We start from the raw sequence: 21,573 nt of genomic DNA on the forward strand, positions 1-21,573 counted from the left end.
GTGCAGCGCGCCTGCTCTTGAATATTACGTATGCTGAAATAACAGTTCCATGATGCGGAAGCCTGCTTGTGGAGTTTCCACAGGCAGGTGCCGGGTTTTCCGGCGTCCGCATAGCCGTCACCATGGATGCCAGCATCATCCCAAGGATTACTGCCAGCATGAAGCTTGCCGAATTCAACAGCGCGGATCCGGCCTCCGCCCAGGCCCTCCTGCGGCCCTGCATCGACGTCAGCCGCTGGGTGGAGGCCGTAGCCGGGGCCCGGCCCTTCGCCGCCCGCAATCAGCTCCTGGAGTTCGCCGCCCAAGCGGCCAGCCCCTTCACCTCGGCAGAGGTTGAAGCCGCCATGGCCCACCACCCCAGGATCGGGGAACGCCCGACGGCGACCAGCGCCGAGGCGTCCATGTCCCGTTCCGAGCAGGCCGGCGTGGACCCTGCCGATACTGCTGTCGCCGATGCCCTGGCGCGCGGGAACCGGGAGTACGAGGAGAAGTTCGGCCGCGTCTTCCTGATCCGGGCAGCCGGTCGCAGCGCCCAGGACATCCTTGCGGCCCTGAAGCAGCGGCTCACCAACTCCCCCGAAGAAGAAGACAGCATCGTGGCCCAGCAGCTGCGCGAAATCGCCGTACTGCGGCTCGAAGGACTGATCAACGAATGAGCGTCTCCCACGTGACCACCCACATCCTCGATACCGGTGCCGGACGCCCAGCGGCGGGGGTCGCCGTCGTCCTTTCATGGAACGACGCCGGCACCTGGCGTGAGCTGGCCGCTTCCAGCACCGACGCCGACGGCCGGGCCAAGGACCTTGGGCCGGAGCAGCTGAAACCGGGCCACTACAAACTGAACTTCGCCACGGGCGCCTACTACTCAGGCCTGCAGACGCAGACGTTCTTCCCGGAAGTGGACCTGGTTTTCGAGGTCACCGGCCCCGAGCACTACCATGTTCCGCTGCTCCTGAGCCCGTTCGCCTACTCCACCTACCGCGGCAGCTAGCAGCCCGCCCCGGGCTTCCGCAGGCCGGCCGGACTGCCGCAATGTCATGGCCATCACATTAACCGGCATAGGATCAGGAAGTATGGCTTCGAATAAGGAAACTGAATCCGATACCGATGCGGAAGGCGGACAGTCCGGCGGCGTACAGTCCGTGGAGCGGGCCCTGACCGTCCTGGAGATCCTGGCACGCGAGGGACATGCGGGCGTGAGCGAAATCGCCGAGGAAATGGGGATTCACAAGTCCACTGTGTCCCGGCTGATGGGTTCGCTGGTCACCCGCGAGATGGTCCATCAAAACAGCGAGCGCGGGAAGTACCAGCTCGGTTTTGGGATCCTTCGCCTGGCCAGCTCGATTCCGGGCCGCCTGAGCCTGGTCCGGGAGGCACGGCCCGTCCTGGAGAGCCTGGCGGATGAGTTCAAGGAAACCGTGAACCTGGCCGTCCTGCGCTCCAACTATGCCGTGAACGTGGACCAGGCCATGGGCCCTTCCACCCTGGCCACGTACGACTGGGTGGGAAGCCTGACCCCGCTGCACGCCACCTCCAGCGGAAAGGTCCTCCTCGCGGCCCTGGAGGCGGACGACCGGGACAGGATCCTGAAGGAAACAGGCCTGACTGCCCGCACTGCCCGTACGATCACCTCCCGCAAGGAACTGGACGCCCAGTTGCTCGAGGTAGCAGCCAAGGGCTACGCGGTTGTGCGGGAGGAGTTCGAGATCGGCCTGAATGCCGTGGCAGTGCCCGTCTACAACCACCAGGGGGTCGTGATCGGCGCCCTCAGCATCTCCGGGCCGGCATTCCGCTTCGAGCCGGAGAAGATCCCCGGCCTGCTGGAAACCCTCAAGGACGCCGGACTCAAAGTCAGCGCCAACATGGGGTACACGCAGCGCTGAAAGGCCGCCAGCGTCAGCAACGCAGTGACCCCGGGTTTCGTTGGAACCCGGGGTCACTGCCTTGTTAAGGGGGCCTTTCCGCGTGCCTGCAGAATCCGCTTTCGCTGTGCATGGCGCCCTTGACTTTGAAAGTGACGTACCGCACTCTTGTTGCTTAGCGCGAACTCTGTTGATCTTTGCAGAACCAGCCATGTGGAACGGAGCCCCGGCGCGTACAGCGCCGGGGCTCCATGGTTATTGCCTGGATTGGGAGCTGAAGCTCCCAATCCAGGGGCTACGTCCAGATTTGATAGCCGGACGACTTGTCGAAGATGCGGCGTGTGCTGATGCCCTCGGCGGCTATCCAGAGCACCGTGCCGTCCTCCGCAGCCTGGTCCACCACCCCGCTGGCCACATGCTCTCCCCGCAGCCACACTTCGACGCTGCGGCCGGGCAGGCGCGCCCAGTCGGCACGGAGGCCGAGAGCCTTCTTGGACGCGTCACCGTTGCCGTCGCGTTCGGGGTCAAGGTCGATGGCACCGTGCGGGGTTTCAAGGGTTGCCTGGGAATTCACTGGTCACTCCGATCGCCGGCGCCGTCGCCGCTCGAAACCGTCTCTGATATTTGATTGATATATCAATCTGGAATCCGAGCATGGTCCAGGTCACACTCCATGTCAACAGGCGCCCCGAGGCAGCCGGCACTACGCTTTGAAAAGGGCCTCCCGGACCGCACTTTCAAATCCGCTGACGTGGGCGCCGGCAAGCTCCGCGGCCCGCTCCTCATCACCGTCGATGACGGCGCGGAGCAGATCGAGGTGTTCACGAACGTGGTGGGACAAGTCCGGCAGCCGGTCGATGACCATGCACCAGATCCGCGTTGCCAGGTTGTCGTAGCGGATCAGGATGTCTTCCAGATGCGGGTTGGCGGCGGCGGAGTAGATGCCCTGGTGCACCTGGGCATCGAGCTGCAGCGTCTCCGTCACGGTTGCCGAGGACACATCGAACGCCTCAACCTTTTCGAGAGTGGCACGCAGCCCGTCCCGGACCGCAGGAGATGCCACCCGTGCGGCACGCGCCGCCGCAAGGGGCTCAAGCTGGGCGCGGATCTCCGAAATAAAGGAAAGGTCGGTTACGTCCACCCTGGTGGCAAAGGTGCCCCGCCGGGGATAGGTCTTCACCAGCCGGTCCAGCTCCAGCCGCTTCAGGGCTTCGCGCACCGGAGTGCGCCCGACGCCGAGATTCTTGGCCAGGAGCTCGTCGTTCAGCAGCTCACCGGGTTTGATTTCAAGGGTCAGCAGCCAGTCGCGGATGCTCTCGTAGGCAACCTCGGCCAGGGACTTCCGCCCCATGTCGTCCGCCACCGCCAAAGCTTCGAATGCCATGCTGAGCCCCTTCTTCCCGACCAGAAAAAACTATTGACCTCGCCTGTGGACCAGTATACGCTGGCACTCAATCTAATATATCAGTCCGTCGCTTTTGAATATATCTAGAAGGAGGAGGGGCTATGACCCTCATCGAAGCAGCCTCAGCAACCATCACCCTGCCGGCGCTCAAGGAAGAGCAGAAGCAGAAGTTGGTGCTGACCCTGTCGTGCAAGGAGCAGGCAGGAATTGTGCAGGCCGTAACCACGTTCCTGTTCGAACGTGGCTTCAACATCGACGAGCACCAGCAGTTCGACGACAGCCTGCGCGAGACGCTCCACCTGCGTACCGCGTTCTCCGGCTCCCCCAGCTACACGCCTGCCATGCTCGAGGAAGAGTTCGCAGGCATCGCCGGCCGGTTCGACATGAAGTTCAGCTTCCACGACCAGACCCCCAAGCGCGTCCTGGTCATGGTGTCCAAGTTCGGCCACTGCCTCAATGACCTCATCTTCCGCTGGCGGGGCGGCAGCCTCGGCGGCGAACTGGTGGCAGTTGTCTCCAACCACGAGACCCACCGCGCCATGGCGGAAGCCGCCGGGCTCCCCTTCATCTACGTCCCCGTCACCCCGGACACCAAGGCCGATGCCGAGCGCAGGCTACTGGAGCTGGTGGACGAGTACGAGGCCGACCTCGTGGTCCTGGCCCGCTACATGCAGGTGCTCTCCGACGACCTCTGCCGGGCATTGGAGGGCCGGGCCATCAATATCCACCACTCCTTCCTCCCCGGCTTCAAGGGCGCACGCCCCTACCACCAGGCCTACGACCGCGGAGTCAAGCTGGTGGGCGCCACCGCCCACTACGTCACCGCAGACCTGGACGAGGGGCCGATCATCGAGCAGGAAGTCATCCGCGTGGACCACACCTACGGCCCGGCCCAGCTGTCCACCGTGGGCCAGGATGCCGAAGCCCTCGCCCTCTCCCGCGCCGTCCGGTGGCACTGCCAGCACCGCGTGCTGCTGGACCAGACCAGCACCGTGGTGTTCCGGTAAGCACCCGTCCGCAGACATAACCCGTAAAGCAGCAGGAGAGACTCCCTTGGAATCGTCACCACGCATCGTCATCATCGGAGCCGGCATCGTCGGCACCAACCTCGCGGATGAACTCGTCACGCGCGGCTGGAACAACATCACCGTCCTGGACCAGGGACCCCTCAACATGCCGGGCGGCTCCACCTCGCACGCCCCGGGACTGGTCTTCCAGACCAACCCCTCCAAGTCCATGGCCCTGTTCGCCAAGTACACCGTGGAGAAGCTGCTGTCCCTGACCGAGGACGGCGTCAGCTGCTTCAACCAGGTGGGCGGCCTGGAGGTTGCCACCACCGAGACCCGCCTCGCGGACCTGAAGCGCAAGCTCGGCTACGCCCAGGCGTGGGGCATCGAGGGCTCCATCCTCTCCCCGGCCGAGTGCAAGGAGCTCTACCCGCTCATCAATTACGAGGACATCCTCGGCGGCCTCCACGTTCCCAGCGACGGCCTCGCTTTGGCCGCCCGCGCGGTCCAGCTGCTGATCCAGCGCACCGAGGCGGCCGGCGTAAAGTACATCGGCAACACCGAAGTGACCGGCATCGAGCAGTCCGGCCGACGGGTCACCGGTGTCCAGACGCCCGACGGCGTGATCCCGGCAGACATCGTGGTCTCCTGCGCCGGCTTCTGGGGTGCAAAGGTCGGCGAGCTGATCGGCATGTCCGTGCCGCTGCTGCCGCTGGCGCACCAGTACGTCAAAACCACCCCGGTCCCGGCGCAGCAGGGCAAGAACGAACTGCCCAACGGCGCCCGGCTGCCCATCCTCCGCCACCAGGACCAGGACCTCTACTACCGCGAACACGGCGACCGCTACGGCATCGGCTCCTACGCCCACAAGCCCATGCCAGTGGACCTGGACGAACTCGGCAGCTTCAAGCCGGACGAGATCAGCGAGCACAACATGCCCTCGCGCCTGGACTTCACCCTCGAAGACTTCCTCCCGGCCTGGGAGGCCACCAAGCAGATCCTGCCTGCCCTGCGCGAAAGCGAAATCGAAGACGGCTTCAACGGCATCTTCTCCTTCACCCCGGACGGCGGCTCGCTGGTGGGCGAGTCCAAGGAACTGGACGGCTTCTTCGTGGCCGAAGCCGTCTGGGTCACCCACTCGGCAGGCATCGCCCGCGCCGTGGCCGAGCTCCTGGTGGACGGCAAGTCCTCGATCGACCTGGGCGACTGCGACATCCACCGCTTCGAGGAAGTGCAGCTGACCCCGGAGTACGTCAGCGAAACCTCGCAGCAGAACTTCGTGGAGATCTACGACGTGCTGCACCCGCTGCAGCCCAAGCTCTCCCCGCGCAACCTGCGCGTCAGCCCCTTCCACGCCCGGCACAAGCAGCTGGGCGGCTACTTCCTGGAAGGCGCCGGCTGGGAACGCCCCTACTGGTTCGAGGCCAACGCCGAACTGCTCAAGGAAATGCCCGCAGACTGGCAGCCGCCGGCCCGCGACTCCTGGTCCGGCATGTTCAGCTCCCCGATTGCCGCGGCCGAGGCATGGAAGACGCGCACCGCCGTCGCCATGTACGACATGACCCCGCTCAAGCGCCTCGAAATCTCCGGCCCCGGCGCCCTGAAGCTGCTGCAGGAACTGACCACCGCAGAAATGGACAAGAAGCCCGGAGCCGTCACCTACACGCTCCTGCTGGACGAGCAGGGCGGGGTCCGGAGCGACATCACCGTGGCCCGCCTGGACGAGCAGACCTTCCAGCTCGGCGCCAACGGCAACATCGACACCGCCTACTTCGAGCGGGCTGCCCGGCACCAGACCGAAAGCGGCAGCACCGAAGACTGGGTCCAGGTCCGCGACACCACCGGCGGCACCTGCTGCATCGGCCTTTGGGGCCCGCTGGCCCGTGAGGTGGTCGGCGCGGTCAGCAGCGACGACTTCACCAATGACGGCCTGAAGTACTTCCGGTCCAAGCAGGTGGTCATCGGCGGCGTCCCGGTCACCGCGATGCGGCTGTCCTACGTCGGGGAACTGGGCTGGGAGCTGTACACCAGCGCCGACAACGGCCAGCGCCTTTGGGACGCGCTGTGGAAGGCCGGCCAGCCGTTCGGCATCATCGCCGCCGGCCGCGCCGCGTTCAGCTCGCTCCGCCTGGAAAAGGGCTACCGCTCCTGGGGAACCGATATGACCACCGAGCACGACCCCTTCGAGGCCGGACTCGGCTTCGCGGTGAAGATGGCCAAGGAGAACTTCGTCGGAAAGGCAGCCCTGGAGGGACGCGCCGAAGAAAACTCCGGACGCCGCCTGCGCTGCCTGACGGTCGACGACGGACGCAGCCTGGTGCTGGGCAAGGAACCGGTGTTCTACAAGGACCAGGCGGTGGGTTACGTCACCAGCGCCGCCTACGGCTACACCGTCCGCAAGCCCATCGCCTACTCCTACCTGCCCGCGGAGGTCTCGGTCGGCGATTCGGTGGAGATCGAGTACTTCGGCCGCCGGATTGTGGCCACCGTGACCCAGGATCCGCTGTACGACCCCACCATGTCCCGGTTGCGCGGCTAGCACCATGATCAGTTCAGAAACAGTCAGCAGCTACCTCGCCCGGTTGGCCGCAAAGCAGCCGACGCCGGGCGGGGGCGCCGCCGCGGCCCTGCACGCAGCCCAGGGCGCCGCCCTGGTGGCCATGGTGGCGCGTTACACCACCGGCGCCAAATACGAAGAGCACGCACCACTGGCAGAGCGCATCACCCAGGCTGCGGACGACCTCGCCACCGAGGCACTGCGCCTGGCTGAAGCGGATGAACAGGCCTTCCAGGCGGTCATCGACTCCTACAAGCTCCCGTCCGGCACCGATGACCTCAAGGCCGCCCGGGCGGCCGGGATCCAGTCAGCGCTTATCCAGGCGGCACAGACCCCTGCCCGGCTCATCGAGCTGTCGGGCGGCATCGTGGACCTTGCCGCCGAACTGTTCGACGTCGCCAACGCCAACGTCATCAGCGACGTTGCCGCGGCCGCGGACGCCGCCCGGGCAGCTGCCACCACGGCGCGCGTCAACATCGACATCAACGTCGTGGCGGTCAAGGATCCGGAGGCACGCGCGCTGCTGGCCCGGCAGACGGACGGCATCGAAGAGAAAGTGGTCCTGGCGGCAGATGCCCTCTCGGCCCGCGTTCGCGAAAGGATCCTGGGTTGAGCACAGCAGTACTATCCGGAAAGCCTTTGGCCGGTTTGTTCCAGCAGGAGGTCCAGGACCAGGTCCGGTCGCTTGGACGGGACGGCGTCCGACCGGTTGTTGCGGTGGTCATGGCGACCGCCGATGAGTCGACGCGCTGGTACGTCCGTTCCATCGAGCGGGCAGCGGAGCGCGCCGGAATCGGCTGCCGGGTCATCGACCTTGGCCATGATGCAACGGAACCGGCGCTGGCCGGTGTCCTGCGGGACCTCAGCGCCGAACCGTCCGTGAACGGCATCATCCTGCAGACCCCCCTGCCGGAAGGGGTCCGGACCGACAACCTCGTGGGCCTCATCGCCCCGGAAAAGGACATTGACGGCGCCAACCCGCTGAGCCTCGGCCGACTCGCCGTGGGCCAGCCGGCCTTTGCTCCCGCCACCGCCCGCTCCGTCGTCGAAATCCTGGACCACTACCAGGTTCCCGTGGCGGGCAAGGACGTAGTGGTGGTGGGCCGGTCCGCCGTTGTGGGCAAGCCGCTCTCCCTCCTCCTGCTGGCACGCGACGCAGCCGTGACCGTCTGCCATTCCAAGTCGGGCCCGCTGGAGCGCTACACAAAGGATGCCGACGTCGTGGTGGTCGCAGCCGGGCGCGCGGGGCTGCTGACCGGCAGCCAGGTCTCTGCGCGGACCATAGTGGTCGACGTCGGCACGAACGTCCTTGCCGACGGCTCGCTGGTGGGTGATGTGGACCAAGCCAGCGTCACCGGGACCGCAGCCGGACTCACCCCTGTTCCTGGCGGGGTGGGGTCTGTCACCACGGCATTGCTGCTCCTCCACACCGTGGAGGCTGCACGCCGGCAATCGTCGTCCCTGCCGCTGCCGGCCGAAGCCGCTGGGGCCCAGGTCCTGGAAGCCGCGGGCTAGGAAAGGCAGCGTCAGCTACGGGTGTCCCGTTTTTCGTAAAAGGTGCTTCGGTGGGCCTAAGACCTGGGGAGGTATTCCTCATCGAAGCACCGTTTTCGGAAAACGGGGCCCCGTGGCCGGTGTGCGCCCGCCAATCAACTAGGAGGGGGCCGGATGCCCGGCACTGGACCGACAACTACCGTTATCAGAAGTGCAGGCATGCCCGGTCCCGTCCAGGAACGGGGATGCATACCGTGGTCTGAAGCGCGCCATGTCGCCTACGGCTCGGCCATTCCGCTCCCGCCGGTGAACGTCCCGCTCGCTGAGGCCATTGGGCGGACCTTGAGCCGGGATGTCACCGCGCTCCAGGACCTGCCGCACTATGCCTCGTCCGCAATGGACGGCTGGGCCGTGAACGGACCCGGCCCCTGGCTGCTGGCCGGATCCGGCCAGTACCCATCCCTGCCCCGCGAAGGCAACAGATCTTTATCTGCAAACAGCGCCTCCGTGATTGCCACCGGCGGCCTAATACCGCATGGCGCCGATGCCGTCCTGCGGAAAGAAAGTGGCCTTGCTGCAAGGGACACCAAAGGCAACCACGTCCTGGGACTCCGCCCGGAGGCGAAGGCCGGAGAGCCGCGCAGCGGCCAACACATCCGTCCCGCCGGGCAGGAAGCCCGGTCCGGGGACGTCCTCATACCCGCCGGCACTGTCCTAAATCCCGTGCAGGTGGCCCTGGCTGCGGCGGCAGGGCACGACGCCCTGCAGGTCCGCGCCCGGCCGGCCGTCGCCGTCGTACTCACCGGGGCTGAAGTGGTGACGCAGGGCATCCCGGCGCCCGGGCAGGTCCGGGACACCTTTGGCCCGCAGCTGGGAAACGTCGTTTCCCTCCTGGGTGGCGTTCCCGGCGCCCCGCAGCGGATCGGCGACTCCTTGGGCAGCTGGCTGGATGCCCTGGACAGCCCCGTCCGGCCCTCCGGCGCCGCAGACGTCATCATCACCACCGGCGGCACCGGTAAGTCCGGGACGGACCATTTCCGTGCCGCCATCGACGCCCTGGGCGGACTGTTGCTGGTGGACGGCATAGCGATGCGCCCCGGGCATCCGGCCGTGCTCGCGGGGCTTCCCGACGGGCGGTTCGTGATCGGCCTTCCAGGCAATCCCCTGGCGGCCGTAATGGCCCTGCTCACCATCGGCGCACCCCTGATCGCCTCGCTTGGGGGCACCGAGCTGCCTCCGTTGCAGCTCGTAATGTCCGGCTGCGACCTTGAAGGCGATCCGGGAAGGACACGCCTGGTCCCCTGCCGGTTCCTGTCCGGCCTCGCGTTCCCGGTCCAGCACACCGGCCCCGGCATGATGCGGGGGCTTGCCTGGGCGGACGCCGTGATGGCCGTTCCACCAGAGGGCGTTGATTCCGGAGGACCCGTTCCCGTGCTCCCGCTTCCGTGGGCAGCACAACCAGAAACCGCAAGGGCACCCAGGGCGGAGGCCACCATCCCACCCTGACGCTGAGATTTGCCCTGCTTACCCCTCACCAGGCACCCGGTACGGCAGAGGTTTCCCTGTCCCAGAGGGCAGGGCTTTTGGCGTGCCCTGGAGTACCCACAGGAGCGCCTACTTACTTCGCCTTTAGCGGGTCACACTCTTGACATTGAATGTGAGCTAGCGCACGATTTTGTTGCATACAGCGAAGGTTGTTGATCATCACGGAACGAAGCCCACCCGGATATGCTCCTCCCGTCCCCCCGGCTCCACCCGTGATGACTTTGGGGAACAGACGAACGAATTCATGATGGCCGATCCAAAAGGGCCCCTGGCCTGCGCATCGGCCGCACAACGCTGCCAGCATCCATGCGGCAGCGCCAGATCACCAAAGGAAACTGTCTATGACTATCAGGGATGGCAGCACCATCGATCAAAGCAGCGCGGGGCGCCGAAACCGGGGAACGACGCCGAAGCCTGTCCGCGGGTCCAGGAAACAACGCTCTGGCGCCTTCAGCGGTTTGCGCTGAAGCCGGAAGGGAACGAATCTCAATGATCAATCCGACCAAGACGACGGGCCCCGTCGACACCTCCTCATCAAAAGAGACCAGCTCCAAGTTCAAACGCCGCTTCATGGTGCGGCTTGTCGCGGTCTTCATCGGCGGGATGTTCCTCGACGGCTACATCCTCGGCATCATCGGCCCCGTCACCGGACCCATGAGGTCAGATCTCCAGCTCGACGCCCTGTCGCTGGGCATGATTGCCGCAGGCCCGCTGGCTGGCATTTTCATCGGCTCCCCGCTGGCCGGGTGGGCTACTGACAAATTCGGCCGCAAGCCGATGTTCCTCGTGGACATGGGCCTGTTCCTGATCGCCTCAGCGGCCCAGTTCTTCGTAACCTCCGGAGACGGCGCCGTGATCCAGCTGGCGCTCATCAGATTCATGATGGGCGTCGCGATCGGCGGCGAGTACTCAATCGGCGGCCCGCTGCTGTCGGAGTTCTCCCCTCCGAAGCTCCGCGGGCGGCTGCTCGGGCTGACCCTGATCGCCTGGTACGTCGGCTTCATGATGGCATTCATCATTGGCACCCTCCTGCACGACGCCGGCACCCCCTGGCGCCTTGTCATTGGCACGAGCACGATACTGGCCTTCGTTCTGTTCATCGCGCGCATAGGCCTCCCCGAATCGCCGAGCTGGCTCATCACGAAGGGACGGCGTGAGGAAGCACTCGCGATCGCCCACAAATACGTCGAATCGCCACAGATGCACAACAGCATCACCGAGGAGATCGACCTGAGGATGATCCAGGAGGCCCAGGCCGCAAAGGGCCGGACCAAAATCAAGAACGCCTCCTTTGGAATGTTGTTCTCGAGGGAGCACTGGCGGACCACCCTGTTCACCGCGGGTTTCTGGTTCTGCGCGGTCACCCCGTACTTTGCGATCGCGACCTTCGCCGACGACGTGCTCAGCCAATTCGGCTTCGGCGGCGGCTGGGCCGGTGGAGTCGGCCTGTCCGCACTTGCGGCCGCGGGTGTTGTTACCACCGTGCTTCTGATCGACAAGCTGGGCCGCAGGATCCTCACCGTGCCCGGACAGTGGCTCTGCGCAGGCATCCTGCTGGTCATCGGCGTATGGGCGGACGCACCAGCGATCCTCGTGCTCGCCCTATTCCTCGCGTTCTCCTTCTTCAACGCCGGCTACACTACATTGACCCAGGTCTATCCGGCCGAGGTATTCCCCGCCCCCCTGCGCGGCATCGGCATGGGCTTCGCCGCGGCTTTCAGCCGCATCGGAGCAGCACTTGGCACCTTCGCCCTGCCGTGGGCAATCAGCAACATCGGCCTGGGCCCAAGCATGGTCGTGGCCGCCATCGTTGCATTGCTCGGCGCAGTCCTCTCACAGTGGCTCGCGCCTGAGACGAAGGGACGCACCCTCGCCGAGATCTCTGCAGACGTCTCCCACTAATACCGGCACAGCACGGCTACGCGCCGCCGGATAACCGGCGCTGCACACAAGAGGCCTTCGCCGCACCAGCGGCGGGGGCCTCTTTGCCGCCTATGAACACAGCCCCGCCCATGGCCGCAACAAAGCAGGAAACCCTTGACATCCCATGTGAGCTGAGACACCCTGTTGCATATAGTGATGCGCGTTGCTCATAGCGAAGCAAATTCCATCACCCGGTCAGGCGGATTCCAGCACCAACCAGGAGAACCAAAAATCATGAGCGCATCACCCCGCGTCGTCATCATCGGAGCCGGCATCGTCGGCACCAACCTCGCCGACGAGCTGGCAAGCCGCGGCTGGGACGACATCACCGTCGTCGAACAAGGCCCGCTGGAGCTCGCCGGCGGCTCCACGTCGCACGCCCCGGGCCTCGTGTTCCAGAACAACCCGTCGCGGACCATGACCGAATTCGCCACGTACACCGTCAACAAGCTCCTCGCCCTGGGCAAGGACGGCCAATCCTGCTTCAACCAGGTGGGCGGCCTGGAGCTGGCAACCACTCCCGAACGCCTGGCCGACCTCAAGCGCAAGATGGGCCTGATGACCTCCTGGGGTGTCGAAAGCCGGATCATCGACGCCGACGAATGCGAAAAGATCTACCCGCTGCTGAACACCGGCAAGCTCACCGGCGGCCGCGAGGTCCTGGGCGGCCTGCTCATCCCCACCGACGGACTAGCGCTGGCGGCCCGGGCCGTACAGCTGCTGATCGAGCGCACGCGCGAACGCGGCGTCACCTACCGCGGCTCCACCACCGTCACCGGCATTGCCCAGGAGGGCGGCAAAGTCACCGGCGTCGAAACCTCCTCCGGCGTAATCCCTGCCGACATCGTGGTGTCCTGCGCAGGATTCTGGGGCCGTGAACTCGGCCGGATGGTGGGCCTGGAAGTGCCCCTGCTGCCACTGGCCCACCAATACGCGATCACCACGCCCCTCGCCGAACTCGAGGGCGCCAACGAGCTTCCCAACGGCGCCGGCAAGCCCATCCTGCGCTACCAGGACAAGGACCTGTACTACCGCGAATGGGGCGACCGCATCGGCATCGGCAGCTACGCCCACCGCCCGATGCCCGTGGACATGTCCGCACTGCCGAAGGTCCCTGCCGAGGACATGTCCGACCACCGCATGCCCTCCCGCCTGGACTTCACCCTCGAAGACTTCATTCCCGCCTGGGAGGACAGCCAGGACCTGCTGCCGGCACTGCGCAGCACCGAAATCCAGGACGGCTTCAACGGCATCTTCTCCTTCACCCCGGACGGCGGCCCGCTCATGGGCGAGGCACCGGACCTCGAGGGCTTCTTCGTGGCCGAGGCCGTCTGGGTCACGCACTCGGCCGGCGTTGCCAAGGCCATGGCAGAGCTGATCATCGACGGCCAGCCACAGACCGACCTGCACGGCTGCGAGCTGACCCGTTTCGAGAAGGTGCAGACCTCCGACGCCTACGTCAGCGAGACCTCACAGCAGAACTTCGTGGAGATCTACGATGTCATGCACCCGCTGCAGCCCCGCGAATCGCCGCGCGACCTGCGCGTCAGCCCCTTCAACGTCCGCCAGAAGGAGCTCGGCGCCTTCTTCCTGGAGTCCGCCGCCTGGGAACGCCCGCACTGGTTCGAAGCCAACCGCGGACTCCTGGCCGAACTGCCGGAAGAATGGCGCGCCCCGGAGCGCGAGGAGTGGGCAAACATGTTCCACTCCCCCATTTCCGCAGCCGAAGCGTGGAAGACGCGTACCGCCGTCGGGCTTTACGACATGACGCCGCTGAAGCGCCTCTCCGTGGTGGGCCCGGGTGCACAGGCACTGCTGCACCGGCTCAGCACGGGCAACATCGCCAAGAAGCCGGGTGCCGTGACCTACTGCCTGCTCCTGGCGGACGACGGCGGCATCCGCAGCGACGTGACCGTGGCCAGGCTCGCGGAGGAAGAGTTCCAGCTGGGCGTGAACAGCAACGTGGACTTCGACTACCTCCGGGTGGAGGCCCGCCGGCAGTCAGCGGCGGATCCCTCCCAGTGGGCGCACGTCACCGACATCACCGGCAGCACCTGCTGCATCGGCCTGTGGGGCCCGCTGGCCCGCGAGGTCATCGGCAAGGTCAGCGACGACGACCTCACCAACGACGGCCTCAAGTACTTCCGGACCAAGCAGATCTCCGTTGGGGGCATCCCCGTCACGGCCATGCGGCTCTCCTACGTTGGCGAACTCGGCTGGGAGCTCTACACCACCGCCGAATACGGACTGAAGCTGTGGGACCTGCTGTTCGAGGCCGGCCGCGAGCACGGCATCATCGCTGCCGGCCGCGGCGCCTTCAACAGCATGCGCCTGGAGAAGGGCTACCGGCTCTGGGGCACGGACATGACCACCGAGCACCACCCGTACCAGGCCGGCCTGGGCTTCTCCGTGGCCAAGGACAAGACCGGGTTCGTCGGTGCCGACGCACTGGCGGTCCGCAAGGAACAGCCGGCAGCCAAGACGCTGCGCTGCCTGACCGTCGACGACGGCACGTCAGTGGTGCTGGGCAAGGAACCGGTGTATGTGGGCGGGGAAGCCGTTGGGTACGTCACCAGCGCGGCCTACGGCTACACCGTCCGCAAGCCCATCGCCTACGCCTGGCTGCCCACGTCGGTGACCGAAGGGGACTCCGTGGAAATCGAGTACTTTGGCCGGCGCGTAGCCGCCACCGTCAGCGCCGAGCCGCTCTTTGACCCGGGGATGGAACGCCTCCGCGGCTAACCTGCCCACACCACGCCAGGTGGTTGGGCCTGCTTGAGACCAGCAGGCCCAACCACCTTTTTGTTGCCCAATGGAGCGGGCACTGCGGCAACGAAAAAGGAACCAGTCCCAAGGTTGATCCTTGGGACTGGTTCCTTTGCCCTTCAGAAACCGGGCTCCGGATATCAGTTGTTGAGGTAGCCGTTCGGGTCCAGGACGTACTTCGTGGCAGCTCCGGCGTCGAACTCCGCATACCCGCGCGGGGCGTCGTCGAGCGAAATGGCCTTTGCATTGACCGCCTTGGCGATCTGGATCCTGTCATGCAGGATCGCCATCATCAGCTGCCGGTTGTACTTCATCACCGGGCACTGGCCCGTGGTGAAGGACAGGGACTTGGCCCAGCCGGTACCCAGGGACAGGGACAGGCTTCCCTTCCGGGCGGCCTCGTCCGCAGCTCCCGGATCGCCCGTGACGTAGAGCCCGGGAATGCCCACGGAACCGCCGGCAGTGGTGAGGTCCATCAGCGAGTTGAGCACTGTGGCCGGCGCTTCCTGGGCGCCATGGCCGTGGCCGCGGGCCTCGAAACCGACCGCGTCGATGCCGGAGTCGACTTCCCGGACGCCGAGGATCTGCTCGATCTGGTCGGCGGGGTCGCCGTTGGCCACATTGACGGTTTCACAGCCAAAGGACTTGGCCCTTGCCAGGCGGTCCTCGTTCAGGTCGCCCACGATAACCACCGCGGCTCCCAGCAGCTGGGCGCTGGCGGCCGCGGCAAGGCCCACCGGACCCGCTCCGGCAACGTACACGGTGGACCCCACACCGACGCCGGCCGTGACCGCACCGTGGAAGCCGGTGGGCAGGATGTCGGAGAGCATGGTCAGGTCCATGATCTTCTCCAGTGCCTGGTCCCGGTCGGGGAACCGCAGCAGGTTCCAGTCCGCGTAGGGAACCAGCACGTACTCCGCCTGGCCGCCCACCCAGCCGCCCATATCGACATAGCCGTAGGCAGAGCCGGGACGGTCAGGGTTCACGTTCAGGCAGATCCCCGTCTTGCGCTCTTTGCAGTTCCGGCAGCGCCCGCACGAGATGTTGAAGGGGACCGAGACGATGTCCCCGACCTTGATGAACTCGACGTCGGGCCCGGTCTCGATGACTTCGCCAGTGATCTCGTGCCCCAGGACCAACCCGGCGGGGGCGGTGGTCCGGCCGCGGACCATGTGCTGGTCGGACCCGCAGATGTTGGTGCTCACGGTGCGCAGGATGACGCCATGGGGAACCTTCCGGCCAATATTGGCGGGATTGACGCCGGGTCCGGCCTTCAGTTCAAACGTGGGATACGGGGTGTCGATGACCTCGACGACTCCGGGCTCTTTGTAGGCAACAGCTTTGTTTCCTGACATGGGCATGGCTCCTATCGTTGGCGTGCGATTGCCACGGAAGGCCTGACGCTAATGCCCCCGGCCTTCCGTGTGGTCTTACTTTTCACTTGCAGTGAATCTTGGGGGGTGCGCATGGCTCCCGCCGTTCCAGGGGCCTACGCGTCGATCACCATGTCGGTGCGCGCGGTGGAGCAGCAGGGAAGGAACTTGCCTGCATCGATTTCCCGTTTGCGGATTCCGCCCTGGTGGTTCATGTCGATCTCCCCGGACAGCTTGACCACCTTGCAGGAGCCGCACATGCCCTCCTTGCAGTTGGCGCCGATCCGGACACCGGCGCGCTGTGCCACCTCAAGGATGTGCTGCTCGGGGTCGATCCGCACATTGATCCCGGTGCGCATGAAGGACAGGGTAAGGCTGCCGGTTCCCACGGTGTCGAAGCTTGAGGCGTCCGGGGTCTGCGCTTCCGGGGCCGCAGCCGGGGTGCCGGGGGCAGCTTCCGGGGTGGCGGCTTCCAGCGCGAGTCCCGTGGCCTGCAGGGTTCCATCCTCGTCGTAGCCGGGCTCGTACATCCCGAACGCCGCGGGCTGGCCTTCGAAGTAGTCTTCCGCGGACTCCGCGATTTCCTCAGCGATCTCCTCGGCGATGTCCGCCGCCAGGGCGAGCTCCGCTTGGTATTCAAGGAGGGTCTGACGGTCCCCGGAGAAGAACTCCATGTAGATGGAGGTGTCGTCGACGCCCACGCTCCCGAGCAGTTCAGTCGCGGTGTTCAGGTACCCCTCGGGTCCGCAGGCGTACACCTGGCGGCCGTTGGCGTCGGGTGCCACCTCATCGATCATGGCTGAGGTCAGCCGCCCGCTGAAGCCTTCCCAGTCCTCGGGCCTGCCGCGGTCGCCCAGGGCGTAGAAGACCTTGATGCGCGAGTCCACGGAAGCGATGTAGGCCAGCTCCCGGTGGAAGGCAAAGCCGCCGGCCTCCGCGCCGTGGTACAGCACCACCACGTCGGCCGTTCCCGGCAGCGAGTGGATGGTCCGCACCATCGACATGATGGGCGTGATGCCGGCGCCGGCGGCCAGGAACAGGTACCGGGCGCGCCGGTCGGCATCAGGGAGGTGGAACGCCCCCACAGGTCCCAGCATGTCCAGGACGGTGCCGGGCCTGACGTTCTGGTGCACCCAGGGTGAAACCAGTCCGCCGGCATCGCGCTTGACGGTGACGCTGAAGGTCCAGGGTTCCGTGGGCGAACTGGACAGCGAGTAGCTGCGGTCCACCGGTTCCTGGTCCCCGCCGTTCACGGGGAAGGCGATGTTGACGTACTGGCCCGGACGGAACGCCAGCGGGGCGCCGTCGCAGCGGCGGAACACGAACGTCATCATGCCGCCCGCCTCGGGAACGGTCTCGACGCATTCGGCCATGAACTCCTGCGGATGCCACGGGCCCAGCGCCTTGGCTGCGCTGGCCGGTCCTTCGATGCTGCCCATCACCCGGTTCCACGGCATTTCAAGGCCACGGATGCGCTGTGGTTCCTGGACGGGCGTCTCAGTGAGGACCTCAATCATGCCAAGTGCTCCTGCACGCGCTGGACGTACCAGTTGATAAAGGCCTCCACCTGGTATTCGCTCTTCATGTAGGGGCCGGGTTCGTAGGCGGGGCTGGCAGCACCCTGCTGGCACAGCTCAACGAATGCCTTGTCCTGGATGTTGGTCTGCTTCCAGGTGTAGGTGAGCTTGTCGAGGTCGTAGTCGACGCCTTCCTCGGCGTCGTCGGCCACCAGCCAGGTGGTGCGGACCAGGGACTGGTGCTCGTTGATGGGGAAAACGCCGAACGTGATGACGTGGTCGCCCAGGAAGTGGAACCAGCTGTTGGGCTGCAGGTGCATGGAGCAGCGGCCCAGGCGGAAGTCCCGCAGGTCCCCGAGCAGCTTCTTGGAGAGCCTGCGGCCGTCGGCCGAGAACGATTCGCCTTCTCCGTCAAGGGATTCGCGGGAAATGCGGATGCCGGCGATGCGGGTATCGAGTTCCTCAACCACTTCGTAGGGCAGGCCGTAGCGGCGGCACCTCTCCTCGAGCGAGGACTGGGCTTCCTTGTTGCGGTCCCACACCTCTTCGAGGTGGGTGGGGATCAGGCCCTCGGTGAGGCCCCAGGTGGGGAAGAGGGAACAGGCGAGTTCCGGGTGCCCGTCGCAGTGGTAGCACTCACGGTTGTTCTCCATGACGAGCTTCCAGTTGCCCTCTTCGATGATGTTCTGCTGGTAGGCAATCTTCGTCTTGGACAGGTCGTGGGGTGCCAGGTAGGGCTCGAAGATCTTGGCGGTCTCGTCGAAGTCTGCGGGCGGAACGTCGGCGATGCAGACGAAGATAAGGCCGGCAACTTCGCGGCTGTGGGCGCGCTTGAGCGCAAAGCAGTTCTTGTCGAACTTGGCCTCGCCGGGGGCGGAGGCGTGGATCAGGTTGCCCTCGGGCGAGTAGGTCCAGGAGTGGTAGCCGCAGACCAGGTTTCCGGTGGAACCGGCGGCCTCGGTCAGGACGCGTGCACCGCGGTGGCGGCAGACGTTGTGCAGGACGTTGACCTCGCCCTCATCGGTGCGCAGCACGATCAGGGAGTAGGGGCCGTAGTCGACCGTGATGTAGTCGCCCGGCTCCGGAAGCTCGGCGACGCTGCCGGCAAAGATCCAGTGCTGGCCGAAGATGGCCTCCATGTCGAGCTTGAAGACCGTCGGGTCAGTGTAGAAGGGGGCATCGAGGGAGTAGCCCGTGCGCCGCAGGGCGAACAGATCCGTAATTTCAGCCAGCTGCTCGGCAGGCAGTGTTGAGGCGAGCTTTCCGCGTGCGCTGAGCGGCGCGTTCACTGAGGTAGTCATGTGTTTCCTCCCGAATAGGGCTGGGTTGTAAGCATTGTGGGTGATTACGGAGCAGGCGGGGCAACAGGGGGTGTCTAAGACCCTGTTCCTGAATGTGGGGAGGTCAATCGGGAACAGAAGCGATGACTCCAGAAGAAGATCTGGAAGCACCTAACGCAACAGCGATCACCATATGCAACAGTGTGACTCTTGCCACGCCCAGTGTCAATCAATTTCGGATATGACGAAAAAGCATTGCGCGGGGTGCCGCACCGGGCGTGCGTTCAGGCCCCATACGCCTGCTCCCGGCTCGAAAACGGCAGCACAAAAACGGCGGCACACCGGGCTGCCGGTGTGCCGCCGTCGCGGGCCTGTGGAGTGGAGGTGACCGCGGCTACGCCGGGGTGCCTGCCAGCTCCCCTGCCGCCTCCCCAGCCACGGCTTCGGCACCCTTGTGCGGTTCGAATCGGACGAACATGGCCTTGAAGCCGGGGGTGTTGGACACGCGGGCCACGTTTTCCTTGTGGACCAGGGCGTTGGCCTCGGGGAAGTACGCCGCGGCGCAGCCCTTCGCGGTGGGGTAGGCAACCAGGCGGAACTTGTCTGCCCTGCGGTCGACGCCCTGGAACGTGCTCACCACATCAACGAGCTCGCGGTCCTGGAAGCCGGCTTCGGCGAGGTCCTCCGGGTGGATCAGGATCACGCGGCGGCCGCCGGAGATGCCCCGGTAGCGGTCGTCCAGGCCGTAGAAGGTGGTGTTGTACTGGTCGTGGCTGCGCATGGTCTGCAGCACCAGGTGCCCCTTGGGCGGCGTCAGGTATTCGAGCGGGCTGACGGTGAACCGTCCGCGGCCGACGTCGGTGGCAAAGGAGCGGGTGTCGCGCGGCGGGTTGGGGAGCACGAAGCCGTTCCTGGTGCGGACGCGTGCGTTGAAGTCCTCGAAGCCGGGCAGGACGCGGGCAATATGGTCGCGGATCACGTCGTAGTCTTCGGCCATGCCGCGCCAGTCCACCGGGTGGTCCGGCCCGAAGGTGGCTTCGGCCATGCGGGCCACGATCACGGGCTCGGCCAGCAGGTGTTCGGAGACCGGGGTGAGCCGTCCCTGGGTGGAGTGGACCACGGACATGGAGTCCTCCACGGACAGGAACTGGGCGCCCTTGGGGTGCTTGTCGTCCTTGTCCGTCCGGCCCAGGGTGGGCAGGATCAGGGACGTGCGCCCGTGGACCACATGGGAGCGGTTGGGTTTGGTGGAGATGTGCACTGTCAACCCGATCCGCTGCATCCCCGCTTCCAGGGTTTCGGTGTCCGAGCAGGCCAGGGAGAAGTTGCCGCCCATCGAGACGAACACGTCCACCTCGTCCCGTTCGAACGCTTCCATGGACTCGACGGCGTCAAAGCCGTGGTGCCGCGGGGACGAGATGCTGAACTCGGCGTCGATCGCGGCGAGCAGCTTTTCGCTGGGTTTCTCCCAGATACCCATGGTCCGGTCGCCCTGCACGTTGGAGTGCCCGCGGACCGGGCAGGCCCCGGCACCCGGCTTGCCGAAGTTCCCCTGGAGCAGCAGGACGTTGACCATTTCCTTGATGGTGTCCACCGAGTGCGGCTGCTGCGTCACGCCCAACGCCCAGCAGAAGATTGAGGCCTTGGACGCCACCAGCATCCCGGCCACCTTCTCGATCTGCTCCCGGGCCAGGCCGGTCGCAGTTTCAGTTTCGTCCCAATCAAGGGCACGGCGGGCGTCGCGGTAGGCGTCGAACCCGTCCGTCTGCGCGGCGATGAAGGAATGGTCGACGACGGTCCCCGGGTTTTGTTCCTCGGCCTCCAGGAGCAGGTGGCCCAGCGCCTGGAACAGCGCCAGGTCTCCGCCCACCTTGATCTGCAGGTACTCGTCAGCCAGCGGGGTGCCGCCGCCCACCACGCCCGAAACGGTCTGGGGGTCCTTGAAGTTGAACAGGCCGGCCTCGGGCAGCGGGTTCACGGCCACCACCTTGCCGCCCTTGTCCTTGCATTCCTTCAGCGCGGAGAGCATGCGGGGGTGGTTGGTACCGGGGTTCTGGCCCACGACGAAGATCAGTTCGGCGTCGTGGATGTCGTCGAGGGACACGGTGCCCTTGCCGATGCCGATGGTCGGGTTCAGCGCCGATCCGGAAGACTCGTGGCACATGTTGGAGCAGTCCGGCAGATTGTTGGTGCCCAGTGACCGGGCGAACAGCTGGTACAGAAACGCTGTTTCGTTCGCGGTGCGGCCGGAGGTGTAGAAGACGCTGCGGTCCGGGGTGGTCGCCCGGAGGTGCTCACCGATCAGCTCGAAGGCGTCATTCCAGGAGATGGGCGAGTAGTGGGTGTCCCCCTCCCGGATCACCATCGGTTCGCTGAGGCGGCCCTGGTTCCCCAGCCAGTATTCGGTCTTCCCTGACAGCTCGGCAATGGAATGCTTGGCCCAGAACTCCGCGCCCACGGTCCGCAGGGTGTTCTCCTCGGCCACGGCCTTGGCACCGTTCTCGCAGAACTCGGCCGCTTTGCGCTTCTTGTCCGATTCCGGCCACGCGCAGCCCGGGCAGTCGAAGCCGCCGCGCTGGTTCAGCCGGAGCAGGGACTGCGCCGTTCGGGTCACGCCGGCCTGTGCCACTGCGCGTTCCAGGGCCACCATGACGGCCTTGACCCCGGCAGCCTCGGTCTTGGGCTTGTGGACTTCGAGCGTGTCCTCGTCGATGTCCACAACGGGGGCAGGCTGCTTGCCGAACTTCATTGTTCCCACTTCCTCGCCGCCACCGGGGAGTTCCCGTGCCGGCCTCTGTTGTTCATGTGCAGTGGAGGCGCGCCGGGAATCCCGGCGCGCCTCCA

Annotated in this window: 16 protein-coding genes; 10 read left to right on the forward strand and 6 right to left on the reverse strand. The window is 65.9% G+C overall.

What is annotated here, in order from left to right:
- Positions 1–158: 158 nt before the first annotated feature.
- The 3 genes from uraD (at position 159) to AC1DIP_RS04960 (ending at position 1,883) form a co-directional block, all read left to right on the forward strand.
- Positions 159–656: a 2-oxo-4-hydroxy-4-carboxy-5-ureidoimidazoline decarboxylase gene (uraD, locus tag AC1DIP_RS04950; protein ID WP_477733056.1), complete on the forward strand. Its 498-nt coding sequence runs from the start codon at positions 159–161 to the stop codon at positions 654–656.
- Positions 653–991 carry a hydroxyisourate hydrolase gene (uraH, locus tag AC1DIP_RS04955; protein ID WP_477733057.1) on the forward strand — a complete coding sequence of 113 codons (339 nt, stop codon included), beginning with the start codon at positions 653–655 and terminating at the stop codon, positions 989–991. Before uraD ends, uraH begins: the two co-directional genes overlap by 4 nt.
- 82 nt (positions 992–1,073) lie before the next feature.
- Complete coding sequence (locus AC1DIP_RS04960) at positions 1,074–1,883, forward strand: IclR family transcriptional regulator (RefSeq protein ID WP_477733058.1); 810 nt, start codon at positions 1,074–1,076, stop codon at positions 1,881–1,883.
- A 274-nt stretch (positions 1,884–2,157) separates the two neighbouring features.
- On the opposite strand, the gene AC1DIP_RS04965 is transcribed toward AC1DIP_RS04960, so the two are convergent.
- Positions 2,158–2,436, reverse strand: coding sequence for a hypothetical protein (locus AC1DIP_RS04965; protein ID WP_477733059.1), 279 nt, complete (start codon positions 2,434–2,436; stop codon positions 2,158–2,160).
- Positions 2,437–2,565: 129 nt separating this feature from the next.
- A complete protein-coding gene (locus tag AC1DIP_RS04970) occupies positions 2,566–3,246 on the reverse strand; it encodes a GntR family transcriptional regulator (RefSeq protein WP_477733060.1) in 681 nt (226 codons plus the stop codon).
- Positions 3,247–3,368: 122 nt separating this feature from the next.
- On the opposite strand from AC1DIP_RS04970, the gene purU reads away from it, so the two are divergent.
- The 7 genes from purU to AC1DIP_RS05005 all read left to right on the forward strand — a co-directional run bounded on the left by purU (position 3,369) and on the right by AC1DIP_RS05005 (position 14,535).
- Positions 3,369–4,274 (forward strand): formyltetrahydrofolate deformylase, encoded by a 906-nt coding sequence (gene purU / locus AC1DIP_RS04975; protein ID WP_477733061.1) that lies wholly within the window; start codon positions 3,369–3,371, stop codon positions 4,272–4,274.
- 46 nt (positions 4,275–4,320) lie between these two features.
- On the forward strand, positions 4,321–6,813 hold the full coding sequence (locus AC1DIP_RS04980; protein ID WP_477733062.1) for a GcvT family protein: 2,493 nt from the start codon (positions 4,321–4,323) through the stop codon (positions 6,811–6,813).
- Positions 6,814–6,817: 4 nt separating this feature from the next.
- Complete coding sequence (locus AC1DIP_RS04985) at positions 6,818–7,444, forward strand: cyclodeaminase/cyclohydrolase family protein (RefSeq protein ID WP_477733063.1); 627 nt, start codon at positions 6,818–6,820, stop codon at positions 7,442–7,444.
- Positions 7,441–8,346, forward strand: coding sequence for a bifunctional 5,10-methylenetetrahydrofolate dehydrogenase/5,10-methenyltetrahydrofolate cyclohydrolase (locus AC1DIP_RS04990; protein ID WP_477733064.1), 906 nt, complete (start codon positions 7,441–7,443; stop codon positions 8,344–8,346). Before AC1DIP_RS04985 ends, AC1DIP_RS04990 begins: the two co-directional genes overlap by 4 nt.
- A gap of 198 nt (positions 8,347–8,544) precedes the next feature.
- On the forward strand, positions 8,545–9,831 hold the full coding sequence (locus tag AC1DIP_RS04995; protein WP_477733065.1) for a molybdopterin molybdotransferase MoeA: 1,287 nt from the start codon (positions 8,545–8,547) through the stop codon (positions 9,829–9,831).
- 528 nt (positions 9,832–10,359) lie between these two features.
- On the forward strand, positions 10,360–11,772 hold the full coding sequence (locus AC1DIP_RS05000; protein ID WP_477733066.1) for an MFS transporter: 1,413 nt from the start codon (positions 10,360–10,362) through the stop codon (positions 11,770–11,772).
- Positions 11,773–12,027: 255 nt separating this feature from the next.
- On the forward strand, positions 12,028–14,535 hold the full coding sequence (locus tag AC1DIP_RS05005) for a GcvT family protein (protein ID WP_477733067.1): 2,508 nt from the start codon (positions 12,028–12,030) through the stop codon (positions 14,533–14,535).
- A gap of 164 nt (positions 14,536–14,699) precedes the next feature.
- Here the strand turns inward: AC1DIP_RS05005 and fdhA are convergent, their stop codons facing one another.
- The 4 genes from fdhA to AC1DIP_RS05025 all read right to left on the reverse strand — a co-directional run bounded on the left by fdhA (position 14,700) and on the right by AC1DIP_RS05025 (position 21,478).
- Positions 14,700–15,914 carry a formaldehyde dehydrogenase, glutathione-independent gene (fdhA, locus tag AC1DIP_RS05010; RefSeq protein WP_476207527.1) on the reverse strand — a complete coding sequence of 405 codons (1,215 nt, stop codon included), beginning with the start codon at positions 15,912–15,914 and terminating at the stop codon, positions 14,700–14,702.
- Between the two features lie 134 nt (positions 15,915–16,048).
- The gene (locus tag AC1DIP_RS05015) at positions 16,049–17,449 is read right to left on the reverse strand and encodes a ferredoxin reductase (RefSeq protein WP_477733068.1); all 1,401 of its coding nucleotides are present in this window, start codon (positions 17,447–17,449) and stop codon (positions 16,049–16,051) included.
- A complete protein-coding gene (locus tag AC1DIP_RS05020) occupies positions 17,446–18,750 on the reverse strand; it encodes an aromatic ring-hydroxylating oxygenase subunit alpha (RefSeq protein WP_477733069.1) in 1,305 nt (434 codons plus the stop codon). Before AC1DIP_RS05020 ends, AC1DIP_RS05015 begins: the two co-directional genes overlap by 4 nt.
- 373 nt (positions 18,751–19,123) lie before the next feature.
- Entirely contained in the window at positions 19,124–21,478 is a 2,355-nt protein-coding gene (locus AC1DIP_RS05025; protein ID WP_477733070.1) for an FdhF/YdeP family oxidoreductase, read from the reverse strand.
- Between the last annotated feature and the right edge of the window lie 95 nt (positions 21,479–21,573).

The organism is Pseudarthrobacter sp. 05T312, from assembly GCF_056396685.1.